Genomic DNA, 17,380 nt, shown 5'->3' on the forward strand with positions numbered 1-17,380 from the left:
CGGACGCTCCTCACAGGTCGGGCCCGATGACGACATGCAGATGGATGCCATGCTCGTTCTTGTCGCCGACGGGCACGCCGACGTCGGCACGGATCATGCCCACCGGTGACAGCCAGCGCACACCCAGGCCGGCGCCCACGCGCGGGCTGTAATCGGTGCCGGTGAAGGCGTTGCCGGCGTCGACGAACGCGGCCATGCCCCAGTTGCGTGTGAAGTAGTGCTCCACCTCGGTACTGCCCACCAGCAGGCCTTCGCCGCCGATCACGCGGCCGAACGCGTTACGCGGGCCGATGCTCTCGAAATCGTAGCCGCGCACGGAGCGATCGCCACCGGCGAAGAAACGCAGCTGCGGGGGCAGGGCACTGAAATCGTCCGTCCATATCTTGCCGGCGGTGCCGCGCAGGATCAGGCGGTTGCGGCCCCAGAACGACTGGATCCACTTCGCGTCGCCGATCACCTGGGAGAACCGCGCATCCGAGAGCAGGCCGCCGGCGGTGCTGCGCGCGGTCAGCGTCAGCGACCAGCCGCTGCGCACGAAGGTGGGGTTGTCGCCCTTCTTCCGGCTCAGCGTGACTTCCGGATACAGCAGGGTGCTGCGGCCGTGCTCGAGGCCTTCGGCGGTGTCGCTTTCGTCGCCGCGCTTGCCGACCGTGAAGGTGCCGGACAGCGCGCTGACGCCGATGGTGCGGGTCCAGCCGTGCCAGAGCCGGGTTTCGTTGGCCACCAGCTGCAGCGTGCGCGACTGCGAGGTTACCGTGTCCGCATCGCGGAAATTGGCGCCGAAATTGAAGCTGCGCTGGTTGGGGCCGGGCAGGGGAATCTGGTAGAGCGTGGAGATCGTCTTCAGCCGCTGGGCCACGACCAGCTCGTTCTTCCACTTGTGGCCGCGGTCGTTGATCCAGCGTTTTTCGATGCCGCCGCGCAGGCCGGGACCGGTGTCGGTGCCGTAGAAGGGGCCGCCCGTGTAGATGGTGCGCTTGGCCGGCGCCAGTTCCACGGCGATGTCGATGGTGCCGTCCTTCGCGTTGTCCGTATCGGGGATGACGTTGACCACGGCGAAGTAATCGGCGCCGTTCAACGCCTGCTGCAAGTCCAGCAACTGCCCCTGCGAGAAATAGTCGCCGCTCTTGAACGGCACGTAGCGATCGAGGAAACCGTCGCGGAACTGCGAGTTCTTGAATACGACATGGCCGTAGCGGTAACGCTTGCCGGTGTCCCAGGCCAGGTTCACCGTGGCGCTGTGCTCGGCCCGGTTCACCTCCACGGTGTGCGTGACCAGGCGCGCGTCGAGGTATCCCGTGGCGGTGAGTGCACCGCTGACGGCATCGCGCGCACCCTCGTAGGCGCCGTCGTTCATCGGCTGGTCCTTCAACGCGGTAACACCGCGGACGGCACGACGAACTGCGGGCACCTTGCCGGCATCGTCGTCCACGGTGACGTTAACGGCAGTGATCTTGACCGGCAGGCCCGGCACGACATGCAGGGTGACCTGCCAGTCCTTGCCGACCTGTTTCAGGTCGCCCGTGGCCGAGGCTTCGTAGTAACCGTAGGGCCGCAGCGTGGCCTGGACCTGTTCGGGCGCTTTTTCGTAGAGCCGGCGCACCTGCGCGGCGGTGACATCACGCTGCGTGTACTGCGACAGGTCGACACCCGCCACGACTGCGCTCTTGAGGGTGTCGTCGACACCGTCCACCGTGAGCACGATGCCCGCGTGGACCAGGCCGGGGAGGAGGAACCACGGCAGGAGCAGCAGTCCATGGCGTCTTTTAAGGCGCATGAGCGTCCTGTTCCGTTCGTGGCTTGTCTCCGGCCTAACTTACCGCGCCGGATGTGTAAGGTCGATACACAAAGGTGAACGAGGCCGAATCAGCCCGCCTCGTCGCCCGCGCGGTGTGCGATCCACGCACCGACCAGGGCGGACACATACGGAATGGACTGCGCCGCAAGGATGAACATCCAGAGCACGCTTTCCGTATATGCCGTGCCGTAGTGCAGCGCCATGCCGATCACGGCGCACAGTAGTGCGATGGCCATCAGGCCTTCCTCGCGCACCGGTGCAAAGGCGGCGAAGCTGCTGCCACCCATACGCCGGCTCTTCGCGGTCACCACGAACGCGGTTTTCTCGCGAGTCAGCCCGTGCAGGATGCCGCGCGCGATGGCATGCGACAAGCCCATGCTGGCCACGGAGGCCATGATCGTGTCGTACCAGCTACACGGAACACGCGCGCGATAGAGCACGAAGCCGAAGATGGCCTTGGCGAAGAAGAACCCGATAACCGGAATGAGGAACAGCTGCATCGGCAGGTTGAAGTACTGCGGCGCGTAGATCATGCCAGCGGTCCACAACAGGCCCATCATCGTGAAGATGAAATGCAGCGCGTCCGCGAACCAGCTGAACCAGCCGGTGAGGAAGTGGAAGCGCTGGCCGGCCGACAACGGCCCCTTGCGGGTCATCCAGGTCCAGCGGCCCTTGAGGATCTGCATGGCACCGAAGGCCCAGCGGTAGCGCTGGCTCTTGTAGGCCTTGAAGTCGGCAGGGGTGAGGCCCTTGCCCATCAGCTCGTCGACATAGACCAGCTCGTAGCCGGCGTGCATCAGGCGCAGGCCCAGCTCGGCGTCCTCGCAGATGGTCCACTCGGACCAGCCGCCGGTGCCCTCGAGCGCGGAGCGGCGCACCATGGTCATGGTGCCGTGCTGGATGATGGCGTTGCGCTCGTTGCGGTGGTGCATGCCGATGCGGAAGAAGCCGTCGTATTCCCAGGCCGTCATGCGGCGGAAGCGGTTGTTCTCGAAATCGCGATGGGCCTGCGGGCACTGCACCACGGCCACCTTGGCGTCGTGGAAGTAGCCCGTGAGCGACGCGAGCCAGTCTTCGCGGACCACGTAGTCCGCGTCGATCACCGCGACCACGTCGGCCCGCTCGTCGGTGGCGGTGAGGCCGAAATTCAGCGCACCGGCCTTGTAGCCGGGCCACGGTTCGAGATGGAAGAAGCGGAACCGCGCGCCCAGCTGCTCGCAGTAGGCCTTGACCGGTTCCCAGACCGCCGGGTCCTTGGTGTTGTTGTCCAGCACCAACACTTCGTAGTTCTCGTAGTCCAGCGCGGCCAGGGAATCCAGGGTGACCTGGACCATCTCCGGCGGTTCGTTGTGGCAGGCCAGGTGGATGGACACGAAGGGCTGCCGCTCCACCGGGTCCTTCGGCAGCATGCCGGCGTGGCGAATCCACTCGCGCCGCCACAGCACCTCGGTGAACTCGAAGCCGTTGATCAGCAGGATGCTGAGGATGGCGATCTGCGCAGGGAACAGCAGGATCAGCATCGCCCAGTCGAACGGGCTGAGGTAGAAGTTGAAGGGCAGGGTGGCCGACCACACGATCAGGCCGCAGGCCAGCTGCACCAGCGCCATGAAGAACAGGCGTCCCATCAGCTTGAAGCGGCTGAAGCGGTAGCCGAACCAGAGCATGGGGAAGAACGCCAGCAGCGAGGCGGCCAACGCCTTCCACGGCCAGCCCACGTCCTCGGTGACCGGGCCGGTGAACGGGAATTTCAGCTGGCGATCGGCGTTGAACATGCCCCAGTACGCGCCGGTGCGGCCTTCGCCCAGGTTTTCCTTCCACGGCTGGTCGATGGCTTCCAGCACGTAGTAGTCGTCGATGCCCTTGCGCTTGGCGACGTTGAAGAACTCGCGAAGGAAGATGGCTTCGTTGGACACGCTGGGGTAGGCGTACTTGAAACGATCGCCATTCGACGGCCAGCCGATCTCGCCGATGGCGATGTGCTTGCCCGGGAAGACCTTCTGCAGGGCCTGGTAGCTGCCCTCGGTGTCGTTGCTGCCGTCGGCGTTGCGCGTGCCGATGGAATCGGCCACGCCGGCACGGGCCTCGATGCCGTTCCAGTAGGGGAACAGGTGGACGGTGATGAAGTCGACGTGGTCGGCCAGTTCGGGATTCTGGATCCACACGTGGAACGGCTCGGCCACCGACACCGGCTGGCGCACCGCGGCGCGCACCCGGTCGAGGTAGGCCATGATCTGCGCTGGCTTCATGTCGCCGCGGAACAACGACTCGTTGCCCACGATCACGCGGGAGATCGTTTTCGGGTAGCGGTTGGCCTGGGCGATCAGCGCTTCGATCTCGCGCTCGTTGTTTTCCAGGCGCGTGTCGATGTTGGCGCCCGCCATGACATCCAGGCCCTCTTTCGCGGCCAGGCGGATGGTCTGGGGGTTTTCCAGCATCGAGTAGGTGCGGATGCGCGGGGAATAACGCCGCACCAGCTTCAGGTCGCTGTCGATCTCCGGATCCGTGGAGAAATCGCCCTTCATGGGATTCTGGTAGCGCTGGTACGCGGTGAACGCGAAACCGGGAATGGGCCCGTGCCAGTCGCTCGGCCCGTTGGGCAGGTTGGCGACCAGCCAGAGGCCGAAGTTCAGGCCAGCGACGAGGACCGCGAGGATCAGCGCGGCAAGGATGGGGTGGCTTCGGTCGGTCTTGGTGGCAGCGCTCAAAACAATCCCCGGACCGGTCGGCCCCCGAGTGGAGTCAGATGGTAACCGGGGGAGCTTAACCAACGAAGGGGACCGGCTCAACGCATTGCAGCATAGCCGGTCAGGCTGGCCTCAGAGAAACCGCGGCCCGCCACGGGTGAAAGGGCGGGCCGCCAGGGTGTCAGGCGAGCAGCGAACGCAGCATCCAGGCCGTTTTCTCGTGTTCCTTCAGGCGGCCGGTGACCATGTCGGCGGTGCCTTCGTCGCCCACGGTCTCGGCGGCACGGATGGTGTCGCGCGAGGTGGCGGCGGCGATTTCATGGCCTTCGACCAGCTGGGCCACCATGGTTTTCCAGTCCGGCACGCCGGCTTCTTCCTTGATCGAGGTGAGCTTGCCGAACTGGCTGTAGGAGCCGGGCGCGAACACGTCGAGGATACGGATGCGCTCGGCGACCTCGTCGGCGGCCAGCCACAGGGCGTTGTACTGCACCTCGAACATGGCATGCAGGCTGTTGAACTGCGGTCCGGTCACGTTCCAATGGAAATTGTGGGTCTTCAGGTAGAGCGAGTACGTATCGGCGAGCAGCTTCGAGAGGTGCTCGGCAACCGTTTCACGATCGTTCTTGGCAATGCCGATATCGATGGCCATGTTGCGACTCTCCTTGGTTTTTTTGTTTGCGATGAGGCATTTTACCGCCCGCCGGGAACCGCTGTGAAATGAAACGTTCCGATCCGGACCATAGGCGCACGCTATCATGGGTGTCGATGAGTACGCCCACACGTCCCGCACGCCCTCCGTCGCCCGATCATCCGCGCCTTCGCGAGCTTCGCCATGCGCTCGATGCGGTGAGCAGCCGCGATGTCGGGCGGCTGCTGGGGCGCTGGCGTGCCTTGTCCCGCAAGCCCGACGCCGCCCGCATCGAGGCCCTGGCGGGCGATATCGCCGTGTCCCGGGAGCGCCGCGCCGCGCGGGCCGCCTCCAAGCCGCCGATCACGGTGGATGCCTCCCTGCCGATCGCCGCGCGGGCGGAAGACATCATCAAGCTCATCCGTGAGAATCAGGTGGTGGTGCTTGCGGGCGAAACCGGCTCGGGCAAGACCACGCAGCTGCCCAAGCTGTGCCTGGCCGCCGGTCGCGGCGAGGCGGGAATGATCGGCTGCACCCAGCCGCGGCGCCTGGCCGCCCGGTCCGTGGCCACCCGCGTGGCCGAGGAGCTGGCGACGCCGCTGGGCGACAAGGTCGGCTTCCAGGTGCGCTTCACCGAGCGCGTGTCCGACCAGGCCCTGGTCAAGTTCATGACCGACGGCATCCTGCTGGCCGAGACCCAGTCCGATCCCTGGCTGTCGGCGTACGACACGATCATCATCGACGAGGCCCACGAGCGCAGCCTCAACATCGATTTTCTCCTGGGTTACCTGCGCCGGCTGGCCCAGCGCCGCCCCGATCTCAAGATCATCGTCACCTCCGCCACCATCGATACGGAGCGTTTCGCTGCGCACTTCGGCAACGCCCCGGTAGTGGAGGTGGAAGGCCGCACGTTCCCCGTGGAAGTGCGCTATCGGCCGCCGGGCGAGCGCGGCGAGGGCAACGTCGCCCAGCAGGTGGCCGACGCGATGGACGACATTACCCGCGAAGACCCCCGCGGCGACGTCCTGGTGTTCCTGCCTGGCGAACGCGAGATCCGCGATACCCACCTGCTGCTGTCGCGCAAGCAGTACCGCGAGACGGAAGTGCTGGCGCTGTACGCGCGGCTGTCCGCCCAGGAGCAGGACCGGGTGTTCCGTCCGGGACCCAAGCGGCGCATCGTGCTGGCGACCAACGTCGCCGAAACCTCACTCACGGTGCCGCGCATCCGTTACGTGGTGGACCCGGGCACGGCGCGGGTCAAACGCTATAGTCAGCGCGGCCAGCTGGAACGCCTGCACATCGAACCCATTTCCCAGGCGGCCGCCAACCAGCGCAAGGGCCGCTGCGGGCGCGTGGGCCCCGGCATCTGCTACCGCCTGTACGAGGAAGCCGAGTTCAACCTGCGGCCGGAGTTCACCGACCCGGAACTGCTGCGTTCGTCGCTGGCCAACGTGATCCTGCGCATGCTGGCGCTGGACCTGGGTGAGGTGGAGGATTTTCCCTTCCTCGAGGCGCCGGACCCGCGCGTCGTGGCCGACGGCTACCGTCGTCTCGCCGAGATCGGTGCCATCGACGACGATCGCCGGCTGACCGCGACGGGGCGCACCGTGGCGCGGCTGCCGATCGACGTGCAGCTGGCGCGCATGATGGTGGAAGCGCGGCGCCTGGGCGCGCTGGCCGAACTGACCACCATCGTCGCCTTCCTCAGCATCCAGGACCCACGCGAGCGTCCGCCCGAGGCGCGCGGGCAGGCCGATGCCGCCCATGCGCAGTTCGCCGACCCCAAGTCGGACTTCGTCGGCGTGCTCAACCTCTGGCGCGGCTACCTCGCCGCCGCCGAGGAACTGACCTCGTCGAAACTGCGCGACTGGTGTTCGCGGCATTTCCTCAGCTTCATGCGCATGCGCGAATGGCGCGAGCTGCACCGCCAGCTGGTGCTGGTGGTGCGCGACATCGACTGGGGTACGCAGGGCAAGGAGCCCGCCGGGCCCGTGCCCGGCGACACGAAGCGAACCAGGGACGCCAAGGACGACACCAGGGCCAAGGACGCCAAGGACGCCCCAAAGGGTGCCCCCGCAGGCGATGCACTTGGCGATGGACTGTTCGAGGCGGTGCACCGCAGCCTGCTGGCCGGCCTGCCCACCCAGGTCGGGCACAAGGACGAGAAGGGCGTGTTCCGCGGCACGCGCGAGCGCCGTTTCCAGGTGTTTCCGGGCTCCGCGCTGGCCAAGGCGCCGCCGGCCTGGATCTTCGCCGCGCAGATCCTGGATATCGGCGGGCGCATCTGGGCGATGATGAACGCGCGCGTCGATCCGGCCTGGATCGAATCCCAGGCCGGCCATCTGGTGCGCGCCACGGCACGCGACGCGCACTGGTCGCGCAAGCGCGGCACCGTGGTGGCCTACGAGCAGGTCACGCTGTTCGGCCTGGTGCTGGTGGAGCGGCGTCCGGTGACCTTCCACCGGCAGGACCCGAAACTGGCCCACGATATCTTCGTGCGCGAAGCCTTGGTGCGCGCGGATATCGACAGTCGTGCCGACTTCGTGCGCGCCAACGCACGCGTGCTGGAACAGGCCCACGACATCGAGGCCAAGCAACGGCGCGCGGGCCTGCTGCGATCCGACGATGCGCTTGCCGCCTTCTTCGAGGGCAAGCTTCCCGCCGAGATCGCCGATGTGCGCGCACTCGACGCGTGGTACCGCAAGGCGTCCCCCGGGGAACAGGCCGCCCTGCGCTGGACCCTGGCGGATGTCATGGACACCGGCAGCGGCCTCGATCCCAAGGCGTTCCCCGCGACCATCGACGTCGGCCAGCACCGCTACCGGCTCGAATATCGCTTCGTCCCCGGTGACCCTGCCGACGGCGTCACGATCAACGTGCCGCTGGCCTTCCTCAACGCGCTGCCGCTGGCCCGCGGCGAGTGGCTGGTCGGCGGCCTGCTGGCCGACAAGGTGGCCGAGTTGATCCGCGCGTTGCCCAAGGCGCTGCGCCGGAACTTCGTGCCGGCACCGGATTTCGCCCGTGCGTTCGTGGAAGCCGAGGCCCCACGCGATGCGTCGCTGCCGGCGGCGCTGGCCCATTTCCTGAAGAAGACCACTGGCGTGGATGTCGATGCGGCGGCCTTCGCCGACGCCGAACTGCCGCCACACCTGCTGATGCGGTACCGCGTGCACGACGAGAACGGCCGCACGCTGGCCGAGGGCCGCGACCTCACGGCCATCCGCGCGCAATGGGAAAGCCAGGCGCGCGAGGCCTTCTCGCGCAAGACGGATATCGAACTCACGCGCGAGGACATCGTGACGTGGGACTTCGAATCGATTCCGGCGGAGGTGCGCTCCGACGCCGGCCTGGTGGCCTACCCGGCGCTGGTGGATCTGGGCGAGGCTGTGGCGCTGCGCGTGTTCGAGCGTGCCGACGAAGCCGTCGAGGCGCATGCGGGCGGCGTGGAACGGCTGCTGCGCGAGGCCCTGGGGCCCGAGTTCAAGCGTGCGCGCCGGCAGTTGCCCATCGCCAACCCGCTGTCGCTGAAGTACGCCCCCATGGGCAGCATCGATGGCCTGCGCGATGACCTGGTCGAAGGCGGCTTCGCCGACCTGCTCGAGGGGCGCCGCCTGGATGTGCGCACGCATGCCGCGTTCGAGGCGTTGCGTGCGGAGTTCGCGCAGAAGCTGTTCGGCGCGGCGATGGCACGGCAGAAGCTTGCCGAGCCGATCATCGAGGCGCAGGCCGAACTCAGGCCCTGGATGGAGCCGCCGCTGATGGGCTTTGCCAAGGCCAGTTACGACGACCTGCGCGAACAACTGGCGGCCCTGTTCCAGCCGGGGTTCCTGCGCGAACTGCCCACCGCGCGGCTGTCGCACATCCCGCGTTACCTCAAGGCCATGCGCCTGCGCGGCGAACGACTGCGCCAGGACCCGGCCCGCGATCAGTCGCGTATGCTTCAGGTGCTGCCGTACTGGCGCGCCCTGCTGCAGGGCGGCGGCACGGCGCTGGATGCTGACGCCTGGGGGGAACTGCGCTGGCTGCTGGAGGAATGGCGCGTGTCGTTGTTCGCCCAGGAACTGAAAACCGCGGAGCCGGTGTCGGCCAAACGGCTGGCCAAGGCTTTGGACAACGCGCAGGCGGCATCACGATGAGCGACGCACGGCCCATGGCGGCGAAGGACCCGGGCATGCCCCTGACGGAGCAGGCAAGGCAGGCCTGCGCCGTGCTGCCCGTGGCCGCGCGGGCCGAGGGCGAAACCGTCATCGAGCTGCTGCGGCTGCTGGGATGCGACGATGAAACCTGCGCGTCGGCCCTGTGGTTTTCGCTGGTCAACGGCTTGCCGGGGGCGGCGAACGAGGCGGCGGCGACCTGGGCGCCGACCCTGCGCCGGCTGGTCGAAGGGCAGGGCGAGGCGGAGAAGGTCTGGGCGCTGCATGCGCAGCGCGGGCCCGCCAGCGGTGCCGAGGGCCTGCGTCGGCTGCTGCTGGCGATCATCCGCGACCTGCGCGTGGTGTTCGTGCTGCTGGCGCGCCAACTCGCCGCCATGCGCACCGCCATGGCGCTGCCGGACCACGAGCGGCGCGAGCTGGCCCAGCTCACTGCCGATATCCATGCGCCGCTGGCCAACCGGCTGGGTATCTGGCAGCTGAAATGGGAACTGGAAGACCTCGCCTTCCGTTACCTCGAGCCCGACACCTACCGTCGCATCGCGCGGCTGCTGGACGAACGCCGCACCGACCGCGAAACCTTCATCGCCTCCAGCCTGGCCACCCTGCGCGAGACGCTGGATACCGCCGGCGTGCGCGCCGACCTGGCGGGCCGGCCGAAGCACATCTTCTCCATTTGGAAGAAGATGAAGAAAAAAGGGCTGGAATTCTCCGACCTCTACGACATCCGCGCCGTGCGCATCCTGGTCGACAGCGTGGCCGACTGCTACGCGGCGCTGGGGCTGGTCCACAGCCTCTGGCCGCATGTGCCGGGCGAGTTCGACGACTACGTGGCGCGGCCCAAGGGCAACGGCTATCGCTCGCTGCACACGGCCGTGCTGGGTCCGCAGGGCAAGACCCTGGAAGTACAGATTCGCACCCACGAGATGCACCGCGCCAACGAACTGGGTGTCGCCGCGCACTGGCGCTACAAGGAAGGCGGCGGGGCGGATGCGGAGTTCGAGGCCAAGATCGCCTGGATGCGCAAGCTGCTGGAGCCCCGTGGGGAAGACGAGGCCGAACTGGCCGCCGGCTTCGAAACGGAGCTGATGGAAGACCGCGTCTACGTGCTGTCGCCCAAGGGCGAGGTGATCGACATGCCGCGCGGCGCGACGGTGCTGGATTTCGCGTACCACATCCATACCGAAGTGGGTCATCGCTGCCGTGGCGCCAAGCTCAACGGCCGGATCGTGCCGCTGACCACACAGCCGCGCAGCGGCGATCGCATCGAGATCCTGACCACGAAAGTATCCGAGCCCAGCCGCGACTGGCTCTCGGCGCACCACGGTTACCTGCACACGTCGCGGGCGAAGGAGAAGGTGCGCGCCTGGTTCCGTCGTGAAGCACACGAGGCCAACATCGTGGCCGGCAAGCTCAGCCTCGAGAAGGAGTTGCGCCGCCTGGCCCTGGACGACGTGGACCTGGCGAAGCTGGCCACGCATTTCCGCCTGAAATCGGTGGAGGAGCTGTATGTCACCATCGCCCTGGGCGAAGTGACCCTGGGCCAGGTGGCCCGTTCGCAGCAGGAGCCGGCCGAGCCGGGCATCACGCAGTCGTCCAATCCGGTGGCGTCGCGCGCCGCGCAGCACGACCGCGGGGCCCTTTCCATCGAAGGCCTGGGCAACCTGCTGACCACCCTGGCGCGCTGCTGCCAGCCGCTGCCGGGCGACCCGGTGCGCGGCTTCATCACGCGCGGTCGTGGCGTCTCCGTGCATCGCGCCGACTGTGCCAGCCTGTCACGGCTGGCCCGTCGCAGCCCCGAGCGCGTGATCGACGTCAGCTGGGGCAGGGTGGACGTGCAGAGCTACGAGATCGACATCGAGCTGCGCGGCTACGACCGCAAGGGCCTGCAAAAAGACGTCGCCACCACCATCAGCAACACCGGTCCGCATATCGTGGCATCGTCCAGCCGCGTGCAGGTGCGCACCGGCGAAGTGGAGATGCGCTTTACCCTGCGGGTGAAGGATTACGAGCAGTTGTCGATGGTGTTGGGCAGGCTGAGCGCGCTGCCCAACGTGACGGACGCCCGCCGCCTCGGCGGACGCTGACTCAGGTCGGTATCGTGTTACCGGTGGGGTCCCACACCACGCCTTGCGGTCCCTGCTGGGTGATGGCGCTGGTGGCATAACCCACGCGGTTCGCGTTGACGACACCCTCCGCGCAGTGCGTCCATGTGTAGTTCTCGCGCAGTGTGTTGCCCAGTGTCTTCGCTTCGGCGAAACGGTTGGGCAGGTTTAGCACCAACGCCTTGATGGCCGCGGCCCAGGCCGTCGGACGCGCATCGAAGGCCCGGGACGGCACCCGGGCCGGGTCCAGGAAATCGTCCGGTACCGATGGCGATACACGCTTATGGAAGTCTGCGACGACACAGTGCCCGCCCGCGGTGCCGAAGCGATGCGCATCGGCCAGGAACATGCCCGAACCGCTCACCTCGTTGACCAGCACCGGTACGTTCACACCCAAAGCTTCGATGGGCACCAGTCCGAAATGCTCGATGTATGAGGGCATCAGCACGCCGTGCGACGCGCGCACCTCGTTCATGATCTCTTTCGTGGCCGCCCCGATCGTGACCGTGATCTTGTCGGACGTACCTTGGCGTCCAACGATGGCGTTGGCGAACTCCTGCACGTACGCGACGTCCACGACGTGCGTGCCGGCTGTCCTGGGTGCGTCCTGCGCGGGCGGGTAGAAATCCTTGGATTCCCAGAAACGGACGCTGATATCGATCGGCGGGCAAGCGGGATCGTCGCGCAGGGTCTGTGCCGCCAGGAGGATGTCTTCCAGTCCCTTGATCGGTGCGTTGGCGCGGCCGTTGAAGAGGATCTTGCGCCTGCCGTCGCGACCGGGGTCGTTGAACGTGGCCTGTGCCTCCTTGCCATCGGTGCCACCGATGCATTCGTGCACGCGTACCTTGGCGCCGCCGAGCAACTTCAGCGCGCCTGCGCGCAGGAACGGCCCCACAGGCACGACGACGTCGGCCTTCTTCATCCACTCCGCCTCCATCGCGATCTTCCGCGCGGCGGAGGCGGTGTCGATCTGCTCGTGGTAGGCGTTGTAGCCCGTCAGGACTGTGCCTTCCACCGGGTAGGAATGGAGGAAGTAATTCACCTTCGCCGTGCGGAACAGCTGCTGTTTCAGCAGGATCGCCGCCGGTCCGGAAAACCGGGAATGCCCGATGATGATGTCGGGGACCCATGACTTGTCCTTGCCGCCGATTTTCGTCGCCAGGATGTCCGCCTTGGCGAGGAGTTTGGCCGGATCGTTGATCCACGCGTAGAGGCCTTCGCGCTCGCTGTCGATACCACGGGGATTGACCAGGTTGGTCGGGGCGTCGTTGAGGAAGATGATTTCCGCCCCGCCGTGGTTCTCACTCGTGGGATTGATCGACTCGGCCGGCGGCGGGCGCGAGGCATCGGTGAGATTGAGGGTCAGCAGCTTCACGCTGTGCCTTGGGCGTTCGCCGGTCCTGCTGGCGAGCAGTGCCCGGGTGAATTCCTGGTTGAACACGGCGAGGCCACCGCCGAAGGTCCTGCCGCTGAAGGGCAGGACGATGAGGATATTGCTCATGACGATCTCCTTGGGAAGACCCGCCCGGTTGGGCAGGCCTTCAAAGCCTAGGAATCGTCGCGTCCTGCGTACCTCGGTAAAACGCTGATTTTACGGGCGTCAGGCACCCATCATCATCGCCACGCCCCAATCCTTGATCGGCGCCGCGATAAGCATCCGCGCCAGGATCAGCCCGAGGATCACCACGGTCGGCGAGAAATCCAGTCCGCCGATGGTCATGCGCCCGCGCAACGGACGGACCAGCGGTTCGGCCAGGCTGGTCACCAGCCGCGCCACCGGGTGGTAGCGATCGGTCGAGAGCATGCTCATGATCGACCAGGCGAACACCAGCACCACCCAGGTCAGCAGGAAGATATCCAGCGTCTCGCCCAGGCCGGCGATCGCCAGGCCGAGTACGTTCGGGGCGATGCCGGCCAGGGCGGCGATCAGCAGCCACTTCAGGCATTCCAGCAGGTACACGATCAGCAGGGCGCCGGTATTGACCCGGCGTACCGGTGGCAGCACCTTGCGCAGCGGCCGCAGTACGGGATTGGTGAACCGGTAGAGGAACTGGCAGATCGGGTTGTTGAAATCCGCGCGGAAGGCCTCGGCCAGGATGCGCAGGATGAAGAGCGTGACAAGTGCGCCGAAGGCGACTTCGAGCAGCAGGCCGCCAGCATTGGTCAGGTAGTTCACGTATTCGATTCCATGTCTTCGGAAAGTTGGAAGCTGCGCCGACGCGCCGCGTCGACCGCCCGCGCCACGATGGCAGGGAAATGGTCGTCACGGAAGCTTTCCAGCGCGGCCTGGGTGGTGCCATGGGGCGAGGTGACGCGCTGGCGCAGCGTGGCGGCGCTTTCGCCGGACTCCACCAGCATGCGGCCGGCGCCAAAGGCGGTCTGCGCCGCCAGGGCACGGGCCGCCTCGCGCGACAGCCCCTGAGAAAATGCCGCGTTTTCCAGCGCCTCGACCATCAGGAAAAAATAGGCTGGACCGGAGCCGGACAGCGCCGTGACGATATCCAGCTGGTCTTCGTCGGGTACCCAGACCGTGAGGCCGCCGGCGTCCAGCACGTGCTGGGCCTCGGCCCGCTGGGGGGCGCTGACGCGACCGTTGGCGAACAACCCGGTGGCTCCGGCCCCGAACATGGCCGGGGTATTGGGCATGCAACGGACCACGGGCAGGGCGGCATCGAGCCAACGTTCCAGTTGGGCGATGCGGATGCCGGCGGCGATGGAAATGACCACCGGCCGGTACTTCTGCACCGCCGGACGCAGGCCGCGGCACACCTCGGCCATCATCTGCGGCTTGACCGCCAGTACGAGGATGGATGCACCCTCCGCGGCGTCGAGGTTATCGGTATAGGTGGCAACGCCGTACTGGCGGGACAGCTCCTGCAGGGCCTCGGCGCGCGGCTCGGCCACCGCGATGCCGCCCGGCTGGGCGCCGTGGCGCAGCATGCCGGCGATCAGGGCGGTGGCCATGTTGCCGCCACCGATGAAGGCGATCCGATTCATGGGGTGTTCGCTCCGCTCGCGGTCGTTTTCACAGTCCGGGAAGCATATACGGTGCGGCGCCTTGCCGCCGACCCCTCGGCGTGTTTACCTATGCCCCACAAAGAAAGGGGACCCTGATGGACATCGCCGAACTCCTTGCCTTCTCCGTGAAGAACAAGGCCTCCGACCTGCACCTCTCCGCGGGCCTGCCGCCCATGATCCGCGTCGACGGTGACGTTCGGCGTATCAACATTCCCGCGCTGGAACACAAGCAGGTGCACTCGCTGATCTACGACATCATGTCGGACAAGCAGCGGCGCGACTACGAGGAGTTCCTGGAGACCGACTTCTCCTTCGAGATTCCCGGCCTGGCGCGTTTCCGCGTCAACGCCTTCAACCACAACCGGGGCGCCGGTGCGGTGTTCCGTACCATTCCGTCCGAGGTGCTCACGCTGGAGGACCTCGGTGCGCCGAAGATCTTCCGCGAGCTGATCGAGCAGCCGCAGGGCCTGATCCTGGTCACCGGTCCGACCGGCTCGGGCAAGTCCACCACGCTGGCGGCGATGGTCGACCACATCAACAAGAACGAGTACGGCCACCTCCTCACCGTGGAGGATCCGATCGAATTCGTGCATACCTCGCAGAAGTGCCTGGTCAACCAGCGCGAGGTGCACCGCGACACCCACGGCTTCAACGAGGCGCTGCGCTCGGCGTTGCGCGAAGATCCGGACTACATTCTGGTCGGCGAGCTTCGCGACCTGGAAACCATCCGCCTGGCGCTCACCGCCGCGGAAACGGGCCACCTGGTGTTCGGCACCCTCCACACCTCGTCGGCGGCCAAGACCATCGACCGCATCATCGACGTTTTCCCCGCCGGTGAGAAACCGATGGTCCGCTCGATGCTTTCGGAGTCTCTGCGCGCGGTGATCTCGCAGTCGCTGCTGAAGAAGGTGGGCGGTGGGCGCGTGGCGGTCCACGAGATCATGGTCGGCATCCCGGCCATCCGCAACCTGATCCGCGAGGACAAGGTCGCCCAGATGTATTCGGCGATCCAGACCGGCCAGCAGTACGGCATGCAGACGCTGGACCAGAACCTGCTTGACCTGGTCAAGCGCGGCCTGATCACCCGCCAGGAAGGCATGATGTACGCCAAGAACAAGGAAAGCTTCCGCTAACGGCGCGCCGCGCCCCGGGTATATGATCGCCCGTGGGGCGCCGGCCCGGTCCGGCACACGGGGACCAGACCGTCATGAGCGATTTCGATTTCACCTCCTTCCTGAAGCTGATGGTGCACAAGCAGGCCTCCGACCTGTTCATCACCGCCGGCGTCGCGCCCTCCATGAAGGTGCAGGGCCGCATCGTGCCCATCACGCAGAGCCCGCTTTCCGCGCAGCAGGCGCGCGACATGGTGCTCAACGTGATGACGCCGGCGCAGCGCCAGGAATTCGAAAAGACCCACGAATGCCAGTTCGCCATCAGCGCGTCGGGCGTGGGCCGGTTCCGCGTATCGTGTTTCTACCAACGCAACTGCGTCGGCATGGTGCTGCGCCGGATCGAATCGAAGATTCCCACGCCGGAAGAGTTGAACCTGCCGCCGATCGTCAAGCAGCTGGCGATGACCAAGCGCGGCATCATCATCTTCGTCGGCGGCACCGGTACGGGCAAGTCGACCTCGATGGCCTCGATGATCGGCTACCGCAACCAGAACTCCACGGGCCACATCATCACGATCGAGGACCCGATCGAATACGTGCACAGGCACGAAGGCTGCATCATCACCCAGCGCGAGCTCGGCATCGATACCGATAGCTGGGAGAACGCGCTGAAGAACACGCTGCGCCAGGCGCCCGACGTCATCATGATCGGCGAGGTGCGTACCCGCGAGACGATGGAGCATGCCATCAACTTCTCGGAAACCGGGCATCTGTGCCTGTGCACCCTGCACGCCAACAACGCCAACCAGGCGCTGGACCGTATCCTCCATTTCTTCCCGGAGGATCGCCGCAGCGCGCTGTTCATGGACCTGTCGTTGAACCTGAAGGGCATCGTGGCGCAGCAGCTTATTCCCACGCCCGACGGCAAGGCCCGCCGCGTCGCGGTGGAAGTGCTGCTTGGCACGCCGCTGGCGCAGGACTATATCCGCCAGGGCGAGGTGCACAAGCTGAAGGAACTGATGCGCGACTCCAACCAGCTGGGCATGCGCACGTTCGACCAGAGCCTGGTGGAGCTGTACCACGCCGGCGAGATTTCCTACGAGGACGCGCTGCGCCACGCGGACAGCTCGAACGAGGTGCGCCTGCGGATCAAGCTCGCCCAGGGCGGTGATGCGCACACCCTGTCGCAGGGCCTGGAAGGCGTCGAGATCGACACCTCGCACGACAAGCAGACCTTCGGCGGCATGCTCAGCCGCTGAATCCCGTGACCTGGCAACACGCATGCATGCGTGTGTAGGAGCCCACGATGTGGGCGAAAAAAAAGGGAGCCCAAAGGCTCCCTTTCTCATGCCACCATCACCAACGCTTAGTTGGAAGCGGCAGCCGCGGCCGACACCGTCACGCCGCTGGCGTCCACGCTCTTCACGCCCTTGATCTTCTTGGCAATCGCGACAGCGTGGCTCTTTTCCTTGGCAGTAGCGACCGAACCCGTCAGGGTAACGACGCCTTCGGTGGTGCTGACCGAGATATCGGTCGCCTTGACCATCTTGTTGGCAGCGAATTCGGACTTCACCTTGGTGGTGATCCAGGTGTCGTCAGCCTTGCCGGCAACGGTCTGGTTGTCGCCCTTGCTCATGGCGGCCGCGGAGTCCTGTGCATTCACCTGGGCGAACGGGACCGTGCCGAGACCGGCAACGAGGGCGGCGGCGAACAGGGCCTTGCGGAGGTTGGAATGGTTCATGGTGAACTCCTTATCTGAAATCTGTTGTGGGTCTGGCGAAGGCGCCGCGCACTGTGGCTGCCGTGTCGCGGGGCCTATGGAAACAGCGCATCCGTGAACGATTCGTGCGTGCAAACGCCAGCCGTTCAGTTTCTTGCACGGGT

Annotated in this window: 11 protein-coding genes; 4 read left to right on the forward strand and 7 right to left on the reverse strand. The window is 66.4% G+C overall.

Going from position 1 to position 17,380, the window contains the following annotated elements; all coding sequences use genetic code 11:
• Positions 1-10: 10 nt before the first annotated feature.
• The 3 genes from ACVKN3_RS11730 to ACVKN3_RS11740 form a co-directional block, all read right to left on the reverse strand.
• A complete protein-coding gene (locus ACVKN3_RS11730) occupies positions 11-1,777 on the reverse strand; it encodes an autotransporter assembly complex protein TamA (RefSeq protein WP_285404040.1) in 1,767 nt (588 codons plus the stop codon).
• Positions 1,778-1,866: 89 nt separating this feature from the next.
• A complete protein-coding gene (locus ACVKN3_RS11735; protein WP_456991799.1) occupies positions 1,867-4,503 on the reverse strand; it encodes a glycosyltransferase family 2 protein in 2,637 nt (878 codons plus the stop codon).
• Between the two features lie 160 nt (positions 4,504-4,663).
• Positions 4,664-5,131, reverse strand: coding sequence for a Dps family protein (locus ACVKN3_RS11740; protein WP_036136949.1), 468 nt, complete (start codon positions 5,129-5,131; stop codon positions 4,664-4,666).
• A 116-nt stretch (positions 5,132-5,247) separates the two neighbouring features.
• Between ACVKN3_RS11740 and hrpA the strand changes: the two genes are divergently transcribed.
• Together hrpA and ACVKN3_RS11750 are read left to right on the forward strand one after the other, a co-directional pair.
• The gene (hrpA, locus tag ACVKN3_RS11745) at positions 5,248-9,246 is read left to right on the forward strand and encodes an ATP-dependent RNA helicase HrpA (protein WP_354515513.1); all 3,999 of its coding nucleotides are present in this window, start codon (positions 5,248-5,250) and stop codon (positions 9,244-9,246) included.
• Positions 9,243-11,348, forward strand: coding sequence for a bifunctional (p)ppGpp synthetase/guanosine-3',5'-bis(diphosphate) 3'-pyrophosphohydrolase (locus tag ACVKN3_RS11750; RefSeq protein ID WP_354515511.1), 2,106 nt, complete (start codon positions 9,243-9,245; stop codon positions 11,346-11,348). Before hrpA ends, ACVKN3_RS11750 begins: the two co-directional genes overlap by 4 nt.
• 1 nt (position 11,349) lies before the next feature.
• On the opposite strand, the gene ACVKN3_RS11755 is transcribed toward ACVKN3_RS11750, so the two are convergent.
• From ACVKN3_RS11755 to proC, 3 genes are all read right to left on the reverse strand, one after another.
• A complete protein-coding gene (locus ACVKN3_RS11755) occupies positions 11,350-12,867 on the reverse strand; it encodes a glycosyltransferase (protein ID WP_354515509.1) in 1,518 nt (505 codons plus the stop codon).
• Positions 12,868-12,966: 99 nt separating this feature from the next.
• Positions 12,967-13,542, reverse strand: coding sequence for a YggT family protein (locus ACVKN3_RS11760; RefSeq protein WP_285404036.1), 576 nt, complete (start codon positions 13,540-13,542; stop codon positions 12,967-12,969).
• On the reverse strand, positions 13,539-14,363 hold the full coding sequence (proC, locus tag ACVKN3_RS11765) for a pyrroline-5-carboxylate reductase (RefSeq protein ID WP_354515508.1): 825 nt from the start codon (positions 14,361-14,363) through the stop codon (positions 13,539-13,541). Before proC ends, ACVKN3_RS11760 begins: the two co-directional genes overlap by 4 nt.
• Positions 14,364-14,479: 116 nt before the next feature.
• Here proC and ACVKN3_RS11770 point away from each other — a divergent pair, with 116 nt between their 5' ends.
• Positions 14,480-15,517 (forward strand): type IV pilus twitching motility protein PilT, encoded by a 1,038-nt coding sequence (locus ACVKN3_RS11770; protein WP_036136938.1) that lies wholly within the window; start codon positions 14,480-14,482, stop codon positions 15,515-15,517.
• Between the two features lie 74 nt (positions 15,518-15,591).
• A complete protein-coding gene (locus tag ACVKN3_RS11775) occupies positions 15,592-16,755 on the forward strand; it encodes a PilT/PilU family type 4a pilus ATPase (RefSeq protein ID WP_036136936.1) in 1,164 nt (387 codons plus the stop codon).
• Positions 16,756-16,862: 107 nt separating this feature from the next.
• On the opposite strand, the gene ACVKN3_RS11780 is transcribed toward ACVKN3_RS11775, so the two are convergent.
• Positions 16,863-17,237: a BON domain-containing protein gene (locus ACVKN3_RS11780; RefSeq protein WP_036136924.1), complete on the reverse strand. Its 375-nt coding sequence runs from the start codon at positions 17,235-17,237 to the stop codon at positions 16,863-16,865.
• Positions 17,238-17,380: the final 143 nt, after the last annotated feature.

This window comes from Luteibacter sp. PvP120 (assembly GCF_054055715.1).